Here is a 16,221-nt window from a genome sequence, read left to right on the forward strand (position 1 = left end):
CACTCCTTCGATAAACATAATATATGTAATATTATACAATATATTAAGAATTAATAAATAGATTATATACATTAAAAGAAAAAATTCAGGAACTATTAATGTATTTTAAAGCAATTATAGAGGTGTTATAAGTAGAACATAAAGAAATAGAATGAACTTGGAAAGAATTTCAATGAAATGATATAATATTTATATTAATTAAAAAATTGTTTAGGATATTAAATAAGTGTAAAAATCATGGAAATATTAAATTGTAATTATTAACATATGAATGTTATTTGGATTAAATGGAGGATAAAAATGGATAAAATATTAATTACAGGATCAGAGGGATTTTTTGCTTCAAGGTTTATAGAATACTATAGGGATAAGTATAATATTATAGAATTTGGAAGAACGGAACTAGATATAACTAATGAAGAGAAAACTATTAAAATTATAGAAAATAACAAACCAGATTATGTAATACACTCTGCTGCGATATCAGATACTGGAACTTGTGAAAGGAATCCAGAGTTATCCTATGATATAAATGTGAGAGGAACCATAAATGTAGCAAAGGGATGTAAAAATTCTAATAGTAAATTGATATATTTTAGCTCAGATCAGGTATATAGCAATAATAACTCCTTAGGTCCACACAATGAGGATAGTATTTTAATTCCTAAAACAGTATATGCTGCTCATAAAATAGAAGCTGAGAAAAAAATATTAGGGTTACTAGATGATGCAGTTATTTTAAGAATCACATGGCTTTTTAGTTTGCCAGAAAAAAATAAGAAAATAAAATCTAATCTAATTTGGAATATTATAAAAGGTGCTATGGAAAATAAAAAAGTAGAATTTCCAGAGTATGACTATAGGGGGATAACTTATGTCTATGATTTAATAGAAGCTTTTGATAAGATACTCAAATTACCTGAAGGAATATATAATGCCGGTAGTGAAAATGATTTAGGTGCTTATGACATTGCTAAAATTGTATTTAATGAATTGAATTTAACTAGTAGAATTGAAGAACTTTTGATTAAAAATAGTGATAGACATAGAGATATAAGAATAGTTAATGAAAAAATTAAGAAATATGATATACATTTTTTATCAACGGAAGAAGCAATTAAAAAATGTATAAAAGATTTTTCCTTTAAAATATAATAATAAAGAACAGGTTACAAATTTGTGCTATAGAAGTAATGTACACTGTAAAAAGTTAGGTACAATGGGATGAAGATATATAAATATCACAAAACCGCACGGCCACAATAACTAGTTAACTAGTTAAATATATAAATAGTTATATAGCGAACTATTTATATATTTTTATAGGGAAAATTATATTTGAAAATATAACTTATGGAGGATGAAATGGATAAAAAGATACTTATAGGAGAAATGGCTAAGATTCACAATATATCAACTCAGACACTAAGGTATTATGATTCTATTGGATTACTTAAGCCTAGACATAAAGATGAAGAGAATGGATATAGATATTATGATATTGAACAGTTTGCTCAGCTTGATTCTATTTTATTTTTAAAAAAGCTGGGAATGCCCCTTAAGGATATAAAAAAGTACTTTTCAAATAGAAATCTTAAAATACTAATTGATCTCCTTAATAAGAAAGAGAAGGACATAGATAAGGAAATTGAACTTTTGGAAAGATATAAAAAAAGTATCTCTAAAAAGCTTGAGTTTTTGGAAGAAAGTATAGAAGAAGCTAGACTTGAAGAATGTGAAATAGTTGAGTTAGAAGATCGAGATATAATATATATTTCTTTAAATGATAGAACAGATATATATAGTGTAGAATATGGAATAAAAGAATTAAGTAATAGATTGGGAGATAATCTTTGTTTATTTGATGGAAGAATAGGAGCTTTTATCTCACAAGAAGATATTTTAAATAAAAGGTATACTACCTTCAGAGATATTGCTTTAATTTTTGAACATGGAATTTTCAACCATAAAAATATAAAAACTTTGCATAAAGGAAGATATGCAAGGATAATTTATAGAGGACTCTATGATTATGCAGAAACCTACTTTAATAAGCTGATAAAGTTCATGGATATAAATGGACTAGAAAGTGTTGGAGATGGTATAGTTCTTACCATAACTGATTCTGCTTTTTCTTCAAAGGAAGAAGAGTATTTAACAGAAATACAGATTCCTTTAAAATAAAGGATTGACATTATAGTTACTATAAGGTTTAGAATATTAACTTGTGAGATATAAGAGTGTTACAGTAGTTACACATAAGATAAATTATTTTAAGTAGGTGATATTATGAACTTTGTAGAATTAACGGAAATGAGATTAAAGAAATTATTGATAAAATTTTTGTTTCCTAGCATATTAGCTATGCTAGCAACGTCAGTAAATATTCTTTGTGATACCATATTTATAAGTCAAGGAGTTGGAAAAGAGGGCCTTTCGGCTTTAGGAATAGCTATACCTATATATAATGTATATAATGCAGTATCCCTTTTAATAGGAATGGGAGGTGCTACCTTATACTCTATTAATATGGGTAAAAAGAACAATGAAAAAGCAAATCAGGTCTTTAATACATCAATTTTTATAGCAATTATAATAGGGTTAAGTATTTCTATTTTTGGATATATCTTTTCAAAAAATATAGCTATAATGTTTGGAGCCTCACAACAAATATTAGGGCTTTCTGATGAATATCTAAAAATAATATTATTATCAGGTATAAATTTTATATTATCAGGCGTTTTACAGGCATTTATAAGAAATGATGGTGCTCCAAAGCTTTCTATGGTTGCCGGAATTACTGGTAACATGTTTAATGTAGTTTTTGACTATATATTTATTTTTGTACTTGACATGGGTATGAGAGGCGCTGCCATAGCAACTGCTATAGCACCAATGGTAACTTTAATAATTATAGCTACTAAATTTATTAAAAAATCTGGACATCTTAGATTCAACTATAAATCAATTAAAATTCCATATATTACAAATATATTTAAGGTAGGGATATCAAGCTCATTCATTGAGGTATCTGGAGCTATTGTTATAATACTATTCAATTATATTTTAATAGATATGATAGGCGAGATTGGAGTGGCCGCTTACAGTATTATTAGTAACATTGCTTTAATTGGAGTTGCTATATTATCTGGAATAAGCCAAGCTATTCAGCCAATAGTAAGTGTTAATTTTGGAGCTGAACATTATGATAGAGTAATTAAAACTAGAAAAGCAGCTCTATTTATTGCATTAGCCTTTGGAATAGTATTTTTCTTAGTAGGAAATATCTTTACAAAAGAAGTAATTAGCTTTTTTAATAATTCAGACTTAAAGCTTATTGAAATTACAGCTAGAGGTATGAGAATATATTTCGTAGCATTTATATTTATTGGAATTAATATGGTTAATATATCATTTTTCCAAGCAATTAGTCATGCTAAGATATCAAATACCATGTCTATTATAAAGAGTTTTGCATTAGTATTAATTAATCTATGTATTCTTCCGAAAGTATTCGGTATAAATGGATTATGGTCCACCATACCAGTTGCAGAATTTATTACTTTAATCATTGGTATATTTATAGTTAAATATAATATGAATTACTTAAAGTCTAAGGCATAAAATTAATGAATAAAGTTACAGCATATAAATTTGCTTCTATGCACATTTATATGCTGTATTTTTATATAAATATATAGATGAAAATTAAAAAATTGGAAAAACTACTTCACATGTCGTAGTAATTGTGATATATTATAATTACTACGACAGATAAAGTACGATAGGCAGAGTAATTGCATAATATACACTAAAGATATAGTTATATATGAAATAGGTAAGTATTAGGTGGAGAAAGGAGGATAACATTTGATAAGTAGTGATGTTATTAGAGGATATAATGATACTATAATTCTTTTCACTCTCCTAGATAGGGAGTCCTATGGATATGAGATATCTAAAACTATAAAAAAACTATCAGAGGAAAAATATATTATAAAGGAAACAACATTATATTCTGCCTTTACAAGGCTGGAAAACAACGGTTATATAGAATCTTTTTATGGAGATGAGACTTTTGGAAAGAGAAGAACTTACTATAGAATCACACAAAAAGGACTGGATTACTACAAAGAAAAGTGTGAAGAATGGAAGGTTATTAAAGAAGTAATGAGTAAATTTATAAAGGAGATGGATAAGTATGGAGACCATTAGAAATTATTTAGAAAATATTTTTTCAAGTTTACCAAAATCAGCAGAAATTATAAAATTAAAAGATGAGTTGCTTTCTAATATGGAAGAAAAATATTGGGAACTTAAAGAAAGTGGAAAAACTGAAAATGAAGCTATTGGAATTGTAATTTCTGAGTTTGGGAACATTGATGAGTTAATAAAGGAGTTGGGAATTGAAAATAGAAAGCAATTAGATAATATTCCGACTATTACCATGGAAGAAGCAGAAAATTACATGAGGGATAAAGTTAAATATGGAAAGCTTATTGCTGTTGGTGTTATGTTATGTATATTAGCACCAGCAATACTAATGTTTACTCATAATATTATAATAGGAGGAGTATTTGGTACAGAAATTAATGTGGAAACTTTAGAAGGACTCAGTGTTATCCCATTGTTTATTCTTATAGCTATTGCTGTGGGACTATTTATCTATGCTGGTACTCAACTTGACAAGTATAAGTATTTAGAAGATGATTTCATATGTCCACTGCATGTTCAGCAAAGAGTAAAAATTAAAAAAGAAGAATTCTCATCCAATTTTACTAAATTAAATATAATTGGAGTTACACTTTGTGTACTGTCACCTGTTGCGTTAATTGGTATATCAGCAATTGGAGGATATGAAAATGACATATTATCTAATTATGGAGCAATTGTATTATTAATAATGGTAGCTATTGCAGTTTTTATATTTGTAAGAGTAGGAAATATAAATAATAGCTATAATGTACTTTTACAAATTGAAGAATATTCATCAAAATGTAAGGAAAATAATACAGCTATAGGTGATGTTGCATCAGTTGTATGGCCTATTGCCACAGCAATATTTTTGATTTGGGGTTTAGGATTTAATGGATGGCATATTTGTTGGATTATATTCCCTATTACTGGAATACTATTTGGAGCTTTTAGTGGATTATATGCCTTAATAAAGCGTAACAATAAAAGATAATTTAGTATAATAGCTAGTCATGAACTGAGAGTTTGACTAGCTATTATACTTTAAGCAAAGAATTCTATTTATACTGGAGCTAACTCTCCAGTGGTGGAATCCATAATAAAACCATAGACGTTGATATCTTTTGGTATTAGAGGATGTTTTGTAATGATATCTACTGTTTCAGCTACTGAAGTATTAACATTATCAAATCCACTTAACCATGAATCAAAGTCAACTCCGAAGTATTTAACCAAATTAATTTGATCTTCAGTAATGTTTCTAAGTTTCATTTTTTCAATAATTTTTTTACTATTCATGTGTTGTGCTCCACAGTCTGTATGACCAATTACAAAAATTTCTTCAACCCCTAAATCATATATAGCTACTAATAAGCTACGAGCTACACTTCCAAAGGGATGAGATATTGAACCACCAGCATTTTTAATAATTTTCACATCACCATTTTTAAATCCAAGGGCAGCGGGAAGTAGTTCCGTTAGCCTAGTATCCATACATGTAACTATGGCTATTTTTTTATCTGGATATTTACTTGTAATATATCTTTCATATTTTTTATTTTCTACAAATTCCTTATTGTATTTCAAAATTTCATCTATCATGGTTTCACTTCCTCAATATAAGTATTATCAAGTGCAAAAAGTAAATTTTAAATATCTTAATAGTATTATACAAATACTTAATTATCACTTAATAAATAGATTTTATTTTAAATGTGAACTAAATACAAGGAATTTCTAATTTTTTTAACAATATAAAAAATAAATTTAAAATGAACTTGAAAATAATATAATGATTAGTTAATTATAGAAATATATAAATTATTTATAATAATTACTAGTGAATATGATGCAATGGAATAGATTAACAAGAGTATTCTTATATGATATAATATTATTCAGAGTATAATAATTATTATGATAATTTGTTAAATTACTATCTAAAGGAAATAAAGTTATATATTTGACTTTAGGTGTTGGGGGAGTTGATGCTATGGTAGATAAACTTTCTGTTTTATTTATTTATTGGATAATCTACAGTTTGTTAGGATGGATAGTAGAAACAATATATTGCTCTGTTCTTGATGGCTATTTTGTGGAAAGAGGTTTTTTAAATGGGCCATTGTGTCCTATATATGGTTTTGGAGCACTTTTTGTTTTATTATTACTAAATCAATATAGTGATAATGTAGTAATAGTATTTATTTTTGGTATGATCTATACAACTATTATAGAGTATATAACTAGTTTTATTATGGAAAAATTATTTAAAATGAGATGGTGGGATTATTCTGATTATAAATTTAATATTAGAGGAAGAGTTTGTTTGAGAAACTCTTTTTTGTTTGGGTTTCTATGTGTTGTACTAATTGAGATAATACATCCTTTCACAGAGAATATTATGACTAGAATTCCAATAACAATAGTATACTTATCATCTATTTGTATTTTAATAGCTCTTCTAGTAGATTTATTCATATCTATAAATTCCATAGTAAATCTTAATCGTAAGTTAGAAGAAATTCATCATGTTAAAGAAGAAATATGGATTAAATTATATGAAGAGGGTATAGTAAGAAAATTAGAAAACCTACGTATAATAACAGATAGCAAATTAAATAACCTAAAGGAATTAAAGGAAAATTTAACTGAATTTAAAGAAAATATAACTATAGATAAAGTAGAAATATCCCTTCGCAAAAAGTATAAGTCTCTCTTAATGGAAACTAAGTATGTGGAGCGGAGATTAATATGTGCCTTTCCTAAATTAAAATCTCAAAGATATAATGAAGCTTTACATGAATTACGAAAGGCTATAAAGGACATTGAAAATGAAGATTATTTTAAAAAAATATTAAAATTTATAAAAAAAATTATTTAAAAGAAATAATAATTTTTAAAGTTAAAAAATATTAATTTGTATAAGAAGAGTGTATATAGTATTAGAAGTATTATCTTTAAATTAACTTGTAAAGGAGAATGATAATGTTTGCTTCAAAGGAAAATGGAGATGGAAAAAAGACTAGAATATTTATGTGGTCGAAAAATTCTACAAGAAATGATGTTATCAACATTGCGTGGCCTGTTCTGTTAGAACTTCTTATGGGTTCCCTTTTTGGAATGGTAGATATGATGATGCTTGGAAGAATGGGAGATAATTCATTGGCTGCAGCTTCTGTATCTGCTGTAGGTATGACAAATCAGCCATTATTTATAGGATTGTCTCTTGTGCAAGCTTTAAATGTTGGGGGAACAGCAATGATTGCTAGATACCTTGGGTCAAAAAGAACAGATAAAATAGAAACTACTTTAAAGCATGTAATATTATTGAGTTTGATAATGTTAGCTATACCTATATCAGTATTAGGAATAATTTTTACAGGACCAATTATGAAATTTATGGGGGCAGCTAATGATACGTTACAAGTAGGGGGAAGCTATTTTAAAATTATTATGGTTGGATTTATATTTCAATCTTTTAATATGTCAATATCTGCAGCACTTAGAGGTATTGGAGAAACAAAAACACCTATGAAGATAAATTTAAGAGCTAACTTTTTTAATGTTATTGGGAATGCAGTTCTTATATATGGTCTTTTTGGACTTCCTAAGCTTGGTGTTACAGGAGCTGGAATATCTACGGCTATATCTAATGTAATAGCAAGTGTATTTTTATTTAGGTATATTATAAAAGGTAAAAGCATAATTAAACTAGATATTAAAAAATCATTTAAAATTGATAAAAATATTATTTATAATCTAGTAAAGATAGGTGTACCTGCATCTCTTGAACAGTTAGTTTTAAGAGCTGGAGTACTTATGTTTGTAAGAATAGTTGCAGGACTGGGAACTGTAGTGTATGCATCACATCAAATATCATTAAATATATTAAGTCTTTCTTTTCAACCAGGACAAGCTTTTGGAATTGCAGCTTCATCCCTGGTAGGTAGAAGCATAGGAGCTAAAGAGCTTTCAAAGGCGGAGAGTTATGCCAAGGAAACCAGAAAGATTGGTTCCTTGATATCCACTTTTATGGCTATAATTTTTTTCTTTTTTGGTCCGCAGATTGTAGGTTTATATTCAAAGGATCCAAGGATTATACAAAATGCATCTATAGCTTTAAAAATAATAGCATTAGTTCAACCATTTCAATCATCACAACTAATATTAGCAGGAGCTTTAAGAGGTGCAGGGGACACCTTCTGGCCACTAGTTGCTACCTTTTTTGGGGTATTATTAATAAGAGTTGTTTTAGCTCACTTGCTTGTAAATATATTCGGATATGGATTAGCAGGAGCATGGATGGCTGTATTCATGGATCAATTTGTAAGATGGTTTTTTGTTTACATGAGATTTAGAACAGGAAAATGGAAATATATAAAAATAAGGTAGATATACATATACATTAAATCAACATATTGACCTGGGATATCGAGATGGGCTTTCAATCTTATCCCCTATGATAATAGACATGATGAAGGGAAAATCCCTAGGGAAGTTAATTGAAAAGCATGAGGAATATAACAAAGAATTACTAAGTAATAATCATTTCTTTTAAAAAGTGGTATCATAGATTTCCATATATATTGGAAGCTATGATACCATTTTAAAGTTATATTTTATTCCCAATAGGTAATAGCTAAGGTCAAGTCCTCTCCATCTTCATTTATGATATCATGAGTACATATATATCCAGTTTGTGATTTTTCAATTTTGGTATGAACTTTTATTCTATGACCGTAATAGGTTTCTTTTCTATATACTACTGTAATCTCACGCATTTCATAATTTAAAGCAATATCTAATGGTATAGATTCAATTATCCAACTTACATATTTTACATTATTAACATGTTGATTAGTGTCTATATCACTATATCTTATATCAAAGACCTTTTCAGTGTCCCAACTATCTAAAGGTTTCAATGAGGAATGAATAAAGCGTTCATTTTCACTCTTGGATATATTGTATGCGGCATACATATCATCGCTTACCTTTACAGGTCGTCTTTTAGTTGAATCAACTAAGAGCCATATAGACCGTCCATCCACTATTAAGTTACCTAAACTATCTTCAATATAGTTTGTTCTATATGCGTAATATTTATAGAAAGAATTTGCTCTCGTAGATACTTTTAAGTTCTCATCATACAAAGGGTATCTATTTATTTTTATATTCCACTGTGTTAGTATCCATCCTTTATTATTTGCCATTAGGTATTCTACACCAACACCACGGCTATCAGATTGTACAGAACATATGTCCATAAGATAATTCATAATAGTGGAAATTAAAGCTCTTTTCTTGGCATCCACTTCATAATAGTGTACATTATAACTTTTACTAGTTATTAAACTCATGCTAATACCTCCTACGGTAATAATAAATGTTACTAAGGCATAAGAATATTTTACCACAAATTTAGAGGGAATTTTATGTTTATAATTGAACTAATTTGTAAATATTTTTTTCTTTATAAGATTATTAAACTCTACTATTAATAGAGAGATAAAATCTACTTTTGTAAATTAGCTATTGAATATAAACTATTGGTAAAATTAACTGTTTATATATTAGATTTAATAGTATAATTAGGGTATCTAATTGTAATTTAGGAAGGAATGGATATAGGCTGTGATCGATATAAAGCTTGAAACATTTATTACTGTGGCTGATACAAAGAACTTTACACGGGCTGCTAGCATATTAAATATGACTCAACCTGCAATTTCTCATCATATAAAACTTTTAGAGGAATATTACAATGTGAAGTTATTAGAGAAAAAGAATAAGAATATGGAGCTTACGGAGGCAGGAAGGATACTTTATAAGTATGCTTTAGAAATTGATAAAATAAGTAAATTGGCAAAAAACCATCTTTCAAATGAATCATCTATTATAAAGAGATATAATGTAGGTGCTACTCTTACTATAGGGGGATATGTACTTCCACCTATCATAGGAAATTATAAGGTGAGCAACAAAAACATAGATGTAATACTTCATGTAGAAAATACAGGGAATATAATCCAAAAACTCTTTAGTGGCGAGATTATATTGGGTGTTATAGAGGGCCCCTTTGATAAAAGTAAGGTGATTTATGAAAAATTTAAAGATGATGAACTAGTATTTGTTATTTCAAAAAGTCATGAAATGGCTAAAAAAAAGAAAATAACAATGGATGAAATTCTTTCAGAAAAACTTATACTAAGAGAAAAGGGATCTGGGACAAGACAGATATTTGAAGATTATATAGTGCAGCAAGGATTTGAACCTAAGAATATTAATCCTTATATGGAAATTGGAGATATAACAGCAATTATGTCTTTAGTAGAATCTGGACTTGGAGCAACGGTGGTATCAAAGGAAGCATTAAATTCACCATTGATGTGTAAAAAATTTAAAGCATTATCAATCAAAAATATGAAAATGAAAAGAGAATTTAACTTTATATATTTAAAAAACTCAAATATGGATTTTATAAAGAACTTTATTGATTTTTGTAAAAAGCAATGTGATGAGACTGAATTAGAATAAAACATCTTCTAATTTAGTCTCTATTTTATATTTAAGTTATCCTAGTATAAAGAATCTTTATTTTACTATAACTAATCTTAAGTTCACTTTGTAAAATTGCAGAGATATAATAAACATGAAAATATTACAAGGATATGACAAGTCAGAAAGACTATCAATTAGAATGTCGATACAATGAAATAAAGAAGGGTAGTGAAGAAAATGGCAATAATAGCATCAGCAGAAGAAAAATCAAAATTAAAGGGGCAAGGATTTCTTCCACAAAGAGATGGAATACACTTTGCATGTAGAGTAATAACTGAGGATGGATGCTTAAATTCAAAGGAAACAAGAGTTCTTTCTGAAATAGCTGAGAAATATGGAAGAGGATATATGAGTTATACTACAAGACTTACAGTAGAAATTCCATGGATAAGATTTGAAGATATTCAAAAGGTAAAAGAAGAGCTTAGTGAAGCAGGACTAGAAGGGGGAGGGACGGGTCCGAGAGTTAGACCTGTAGTAGCGTGCAAAGGAACTGTATGTATATTTGGGCTTTTAGATACACAAGAATTAGCAAGGAAAATACATGAAAGATTTTATAAAGGATATTACAATGTACTTTTGCCACATAAGTTTAAAATAGGTATAGGTGGATGTCCAAATAACTGTATAAAGCCAGACTTAAATGATTTTGGCATAATGGGTCAAAGAGTACCAGATAGTAATGAGGATTTATGTTTAGGATGTAAAAAGTGTTCAGTAGAAGAGGCTTGTAAAAAAGGAGCAGCAAAAGTTATTAATGGAAAGCTTCAAATAGATAGGGAGAAGTGTACAAACTGTGGACTTTGTATAGATAAATGTCATTTTGGTTCAATGGTATGCAAAAAAGATGGTGTAAAACTATTTATAGGTGGGAAATGGGGTAAAACTCCAAGACGTGGTGAACCATTGAAAGGGATTTATTTATATGATGAGGCTATGGATATAATAGAAAAAGCAATTTTATATTATAGAGATAACGGAAAAACTGGAGAAAGATTTGGTGATATGGTAGAGAGAATTGGATTTGAAGAAGTATCTAAAGGAATATTAGGTAATGAAATTCTCCACGAGAAAGAAGAAATATTAAAGGCAGAGGTACACACTAAGAGAAACTATTCTTGTTAATTAAGATATAGAAATAAAAAAGTAAGCTAGGTTTAAGTTGAAATACTTGTACCTAGCTTGTTTTTCTATTGTAGATTATTTAATAAAAATTTAAGTTTTTCTCTTAAGTCTGATACTTCATCTAAAGAAAGACCAGTACTACAGAACATTTTTTCAGGTATTTTTGAAGCTTTATCCTTCATTGAAATACCTTTATCTGTTAGTTTCACATATACATTTCTTTCATCTTGAGAAGCTCTTATTCTTTGTATTATATCCATGGATTCAAGTCTTTTTAATACAGGTGTAAGGGTTCCAGAATCCAAATAAAGTTTCTTACCTAACTCTTTTACAGTTATATTATCCTCTTTCCAAAGGACTAAAAGGGTAATATATTGAGTGTAAGTAATTCCAAGCTCATCTAATAGTGGCTTATAGCTTTTTATTACAGCTTTTGAAGAAGCATATAAAGCAAAGCATAGTTGATTATCAATATCTAAGTGTTCATAACTCATATTAGAAACCTCAGTCCTATAAAATTTTTTCTATCTCTGGAATCATATCCATAGGATCTACAGGAGATTCAAATCTATCTACTATATTTCCATCTCTATCTATTAAGAATTTAGTGAAGTTCCACTTAATACTATTACCAATAATATACTCAGGGTATTTTTCTTTCAAGATGTTATCTAGTAGTCTTCCGCTAGGGATACTTAAATCAAAACCCTTAAAAGGCGTAGAATTACTTAAAAATTTAAATAGGGGATGAGCTGTTTGTCCCTTAACATCTACCTTTTCAAATAATGGGAAAGTAACACCATAGTTTAACTGACAAAATGCTTTTACATCATTGCTATTACCAGGTTCTTGTTCAGCAAATTGATTACATGGGAAGCCTAAAATTTCTAGCCCCATATCTTTATATTTTTTATAGATATTTTCTAAATCAGAATATTGAGGTGTAAATCCACATTTGCTAGCTGTGTTTACAACCACTAGAACCTTACCTTTGTATTTTTCTAAAGTAGTTTCTTCTCCGTCTATAGTTTTAACTTTAAAATCATAAATATTCATATATATTTCTCCTTTCATGATGGATATATAGTGCAATACAAAATAGATAACAATTAAATTGTACACAATTGATATCTTTAAGTTAATACTACAGTAGAATCTTAAGTATGTCAATATGAAAATAAGATAAATTTAATAATTATTGCATAAAATTTATACTAAAAAACTATTATTATAGTAGTAATTTAAAAGAGGAATAATTATGTGTAATTTTCTAAGAAATAAAGAAGAATTGGCTATCTCCTATGCAAAAAGAGCTATAGAAGAAGTACAGCAAGGTAAAAAAGGGAGAATTAATGCTATATGGTTAGAGATATCAGGGTGTTTTGGAGAAGTAATTTCTCTGTTAAATGGAGATGAACCTGATGTTTTATATATGCTAAAGGAATTTGTTAATATGATTTTCTTTGGCAGTATAAATGGAGATGAGGGACAGGAAAGCTATGAGAGAATATTTGAAATTTTAGATACTGAATATATATTTTTAGTTTGTGGGGCAGTACCATTAAGAGATAATGGTCTATTTACTACTGTTGCTACCTATAATGGAAGAAAAATAACAGCAATTGAGGCGGTAGAAACCATAGCTAAAAATGCTAAATATATTATTTCAGTAGGAACATGTGCTTGTTATGGAGGACCTACTGCAGCAAGACCTAATATATCTAATGGAGTTAGCATATCAGAGTTTTTAAAAAGAGATGACATCATTAGAATACCAGGTTGTCCTGCAAATCCTGTTTGGACTATGGGAACTTTGGGTTACATTACATCTTATGGTATGCCAGAAGTTGATAGTGATGGAAGACCAAAGGCTTATTATGGAGAGACAATTCATGACAATTGTCCAAGAAGAAGGTTTTTTGATAATGGGATATTTGCTAAGAAATTTGGAGATCCAGAATGTTTATTTTCTTTAGGTTGCAGAGGTCCAATAACCTATGCATATTGTCCTGTAAGTCGATGGAACGGCACCGATAATTGGCCTATAGGGGATAATACTAATTGTATAGGCTGTGCAGCACCTAAATTTCCAGATGGAACAGAGCCTTTTGTAAAATATGGAGGAGCTTAATTATGACTAAGATAGTAATTGATCCATTGACTAGAGTAAGCGGACTTTTAAATATAGAAGTGAATGTAGTTAATAATAAGATTATAGATGCAAAAAGTAGTGGAAGTCAGTTTAGAGGATTTGAGGAGATGTTTAAAGGTAGATATCCCTTAGATATTATAAGACTGGCTCCACGAGTATGCGGAATTTGTTCTACTCATCATGCTGTAGCTGCTACTTTATGTCTAGAAGATGCAATGAAAGTTACACCTGATTTTAATGGAAAAGTAGTTAGAGATATTGCTAACGGATTTGAATTTTTGCAGAATTATTTGAGGCACATATATTTTTTCGTATTTCCAGATTATGTAGATATAGTTCATATAAATCCGTTGTATAAAACGGAAAGTGCTAAAGCTGCTGATTACAGGTTATCTAGAGAGGATACAAAAAGAATAAATGAAGATTACTTAGGAGCAGTAAGGTATAGTAGAGAAGCACATAGAGCTGTAGCTGAATTAGCTGGAAAAGTTCCTCATTGTCATGGCATTTTTGTAGGTGGCACAACTACCAATATTGATATACCACAAATAGAAAACATTAAATATAGTATAAAAGTAATAAAAAGTTTTATTGTAGATAAGCTTATACCTGATGTATATGCTATAGCAGCCACTTATGAAGATTATTTTAAAATTGGTGATGGATATAAGAATTTTATGAGTTATGGATTGTATGACAATTACTTGCATCCAATTAAAATGGTATCAACTGGAGTAATGATAAATGGAATTAGAGAAGAATTTCAGTCTAGCAATATAGCAGAAGATATTTCTAAAACTTGGGTAGAATCAGATTTGCAAACTTTAATACCAGGAGAAGACAATAAAATAACCTATAATCCTTATAAACCAGAAGCATATAGTTGGGTTAATGCACCTAGATATAAGGGGAATCCTATGGAGGTTGGAGCACTAGCTAGAATGACTTTAAGTGGTGACTATAGTGGAGGAGTATCTACTATGGATAGAATAATTGCTAAATCAATAGAGGCGAAGAGACTTTGTGAAGCTATAGAGGGATTAATAGATTTATTAAAGCTAAAAAAGGCTTATCAAGAGCAATGGGAAATACCTGAGGAATCAAGAGGCGTTGGATTAATAGAAGCAGAGAGAGGATCCCTAGGACATTGGTTGTCTATTAAAAATAAGTTAGTACATCACTATACTTTAATACCACCTTCATCTTGGAATTTATCACCTACTGATAACAGGGGAATAAAAGGGCCAGTGGAAGAAGCGTTGATAGGAACGGAAATAAAAGATATGGTCCATCCAGTAGAAATAGGACGTATAGTAAGAAGCTTTGATCCATGTTTAAACTGTGCCGCACATGTAACCAGTGATAAATATGAGCCTATAACAATAAATATACTATGATAAAGATTTTTGCCATAGGAAATATTATTTTGGGTGATGATGGTATAGGAGTAAAGGTAATGGAGTTCATAGGGGCCCAACTGGAAAGCTATAGCAAAGAAGTTAAGGTATTAATAGTTGGAATTGATTATATATATTGTTTAAATGAAATTAATAAGGAAGATAATGTTATTCTGGTAGACAGTACCTACTTTGGAATTGAACCTGGTAGGGTTTCAGTCTTAAATTTAAAGGAATGCGATAAATTTATTAGCCCTTGCAGAGATATGCATAGTGAAAATCTTTTGAGGGTTTTAAGAGAAGAATATAGAGAAATTGCTGGATATTTAGTTGGTATTGAAGTGGAAAAGGTGAATTATTCCTTAGAGTTATCTAATACTTTAAAGGATAATTTTTCTGAAATTACTAAAAAAGTATTTAGGGAAATTAAAAGGATAATTGGTGATATAAATGCATGAAATTTCAATAATTAGTTACGTTATAGATATGATAGAGGAACAGTGTATTAAAAATAATATAACTAAGGTATCAAAAGTAATTTTACAAATAGGAGAATTTTCTTGTATAGATAATTCCTCCATTGATTTTATTTTTAAAGAAATGAGCTCAGGAAGTTGTTGTGAGGGTGCAAAACTTATTATAGAAAAGTTATTAAGTAAGGCATATTGTAATAATTGTCATAAGGAATTTCCTTTAAAGATTATTAATAGAAAGTGTCCTATTTGTAATCAAGTAAGTAGTGAAATAACTTCAGGTTATGAAATTTTGCTCTACAGAATAGAAGGAGAATAA

At 28.9% G+C, this 16,221-nt stretch carries 17 protein-coding genes; 13 read left to right on the forward strand and 4 right to left on the reverse strand.

The features are described from left to right. Positions 1-300 precede the first annotated feature (300 nt). The 5 genes from ACTNBA_RS12635 (at position 301) to ACTNBA_RS12655 (ending at position 5,188) form a co-directional block, all read left to right on the forward strand. The gene (locus ACTNBA_RS12635) at positions 301-1,155 is read left to right on the forward strand and encodes an SDR family oxidoreductase (protein ID WP_441074497.1); all 855 of its coding nucleotides are present in this window, start codon (positions 301-303) and stop codon (positions 1,153-1,155) included. A gap of 210 nt (positions 1,156-1,365) precedes the next feature. Beyond that, positions 1,366-2,184 (forward strand): MerR family transcriptional regulator, encoded by an 819-nt coding sequence (locus ACTNBA_RS12640; RefSeq protein WP_441074499.1) that lies wholly within the window; start codon positions 1,366-1,368, stop codon positions 2,182-2,184. A gap of 105 nt (positions 2,185-2,289) precedes the next feature. Next, a complete protein-coding gene (locus tag ACTNBA_RS12645) occupies positions 2,290-3,624 on the forward strand; it encodes an MATE family efflux transporter (protein ID WP_441074500.1) in 1,335 nt (444 codons plus the stop codon). Between the two features lie 246 nt (positions 3,625-3,870). Beyond that, positions 3,871-4,215: a YjcQ family protein gene (locus ACTNBA_RS12650; RefSeq protein WP_150844531.1), complete on the forward strand. Its 345-nt coding sequence runs from the start codon at positions 3,871-3,873 to the stop codon at positions 4,213-4,215. Continuing rightward, positions 4,202-5,188: a permease prefix domain 1-containing protein gene (locus tag ACTNBA_RS12655; RefSeq protein WP_441074503.1), complete on the forward strand. Its 987-nt coding sequence runs from the start codon at positions 4,202-4,204 to the stop codon at positions 5,186-5,188. The genes ACTNBA_RS12650 and ACTNBA_RS12655 overlap by 14 nt, the downstream gene beginning before the upstream one ends. A gap of 68 nt (positions 5,189-5,256) precedes the next feature. On the opposite strand, the gene ACTNBA_RS12660 is transcribed toward ACTNBA_RS12655, so the two are convergent. Further along, the gene (locus ACTNBA_RS12660) at positions 5,257-5,796 is read right to left on the reverse strand and encodes a carbonic anhydrase (protein ID WP_150844529.1); all 540 of its coding nucleotides are present in this window, start codon (positions 5,794-5,796) and stop codon (positions 5,257-5,259) included. Positions 5,797-6,187: 391 nt separating this feature from the next. Here ACTNBA_RS12660 and ACTNBA_RS12665 point away from each other — a divergent pair, with 391 nt between their 5' ends. Then, positions 6,188-7,075 (forward strand): putative ABC transporter permease, encoded by an 888-nt coding sequence (locus tag ACTNBA_RS12665; protein WP_441074505.1) that lies wholly within the window; start codon positions 6,188-6,190, stop codon positions 7,073-7,075. A 104-nt stretch (positions 7,076-7,179) separates the two neighbouring features. After that, a complete protein-coding gene (locus tag ACTNBA_RS12670) occupies positions 7,180-8,586 on the forward strand; it encodes an MATE family efflux transporter (RefSeq protein ID WP_441074506.1) in 1,407 nt (468 codons plus the stop codon). A gap of 227 nt (positions 8,587-8,813) precedes the next feature. Here the strand turns inward: ACTNBA_RS12670 and ACTNBA_RS12675 are convergent, their stop codons facing one another. Then, a complete protein-coding gene (locus ACTNBA_RS12675; RefSeq protein WP_441074508.1) occupies positions 8,814-9,554 on the reverse strand; it encodes an acyl-[acyl-carrier-protein] thioesterase in 741 nt (246 codons plus the stop codon). Between the two features lie 274 nt (positions 9,555-9,828). Between ACTNBA_RS12675 and ACTNBA_RS12680 the strand changes: the two genes are divergently transcribed. Together ACTNBA_RS12680 and ACTNBA_RS12685 are read left to right on the forward strand one after the other, a co-directional pair. Continuing rightward, positions 9,829-10,731 carry a LysR family transcriptional regulator gene (locus ACTNBA_RS12680; protein ID WP_346871043.1) on the forward strand — a complete coding sequence of 301 codons (903 nt, stop codon included), beginning with the start codon at positions 9,829-9,831 and terminating at the stop codon, positions 10,729-10,731. Positions 10,732-10,932: 201 nt separating this feature from the next. Further along, positions 10,933-11,880 carry a ferredoxin-like domain-containing protein gene (locus ACTNBA_RS12685; protein WP_441074510.1) on the forward strand — a complete coding sequence of 316 codons (948 nt, stop codon included), beginning with the start codon at positions 10,933-10,935 and terminating at the stop codon, positions 11,878-11,880. A 65-nt stretch (positions 11,881-11,945) separates the two neighbouring features. On the opposite strand, the gene ACTNBA_RS12690 is transcribed toward ACTNBA_RS12685, so the two are convergent. Beyond that, positions 11,946-12,374 carry a MarR family winged helix-turn-helix transcriptional regulator gene (locus ACTNBA_RS12690; protein ID WP_441074512.1) on the reverse strand — a complete coding sequence of 143 codons (429 nt, stop codon included), beginning with the start codon at positions 12,372-12,374 and terminating at the stop codon, positions 11,946-11,948. A gap of 16 nt (positions 12,375-12,390) precedes the next feature. Then, entirely contained in the window at positions 12,391-12,936 is a 546-nt protein-coding gene (locus ACTNBA_RS12695) for a glutathione peroxidase (protein WP_441074514.1), read from the reverse strand. A gap of 202 nt (positions 12,937-13,138) precedes the next feature. On the opposite strand from ACTNBA_RS12695, the gene ACTNBA_RS12700 reads away from it, so the two are divergent. From ACTNBA_RS12700 to hypA, 4 genes are read left to right on the forward strand one after another with little or no spacing between them, the layout of a single operon-like run. Then, a complete protein-coding gene (locus ACTNBA_RS12700; RefSeq protein ID WP_441074515.1) occupies positions 13,139-14,011 on the forward strand; it encodes a hydrogenase small subunit in 873 nt (290 codons plus the stop codon). Positions 14,012-14,013: 2 nt separating this feature from the next. Beyond that, positions 14,014-15,429 (forward strand): nickel-dependent hydrogenase large subunit, encoded by a 1,416-nt coding sequence (locus ACTNBA_RS12705; protein WP_441074516.1) that lies wholly within the window; start codon positions 14,014-14,016, stop codon positions 15,427-15,429. Further along, positions 15,426-15,887: a hydrogenase maturation protease gene (locus tag ACTNBA_RS12710; RefSeq protein WP_441074519.1), complete on the forward strand. Its 462-nt coding sequence runs from the start codon at positions 15,426-15,428 to the stop codon at positions 15,885-15,887. The genes ACTNBA_RS12705 and ACTNBA_RS12710 overlap by 4 nt, the downstream gene beginning before the upstream one ends. Further along, positions 15,880-16,221, forward strand: a complete 342-nt coding sequence (gene hypA, locus ACTNBA_RS12715; protein ID WP_441074521.1) for a hydrogenase maturation nickel metallochaperone HypA — start codon at positions 15,880-15,882, stop codon at positions 16,219-16,221. Before ACTNBA_RS12710 ends, hypA begins: the two co-directional genes overlap by 8 nt.

Source organism: Clostridium sulfidigenes (assembly GCF_052067195.1).
GTDB classification, from domain to species: domain Bacteria; phylum Bacillota; class Clostridia; order Clostridiales; family Clostridiaceae; genus Clostridium_J; species Clostridium_J sulfidigenes.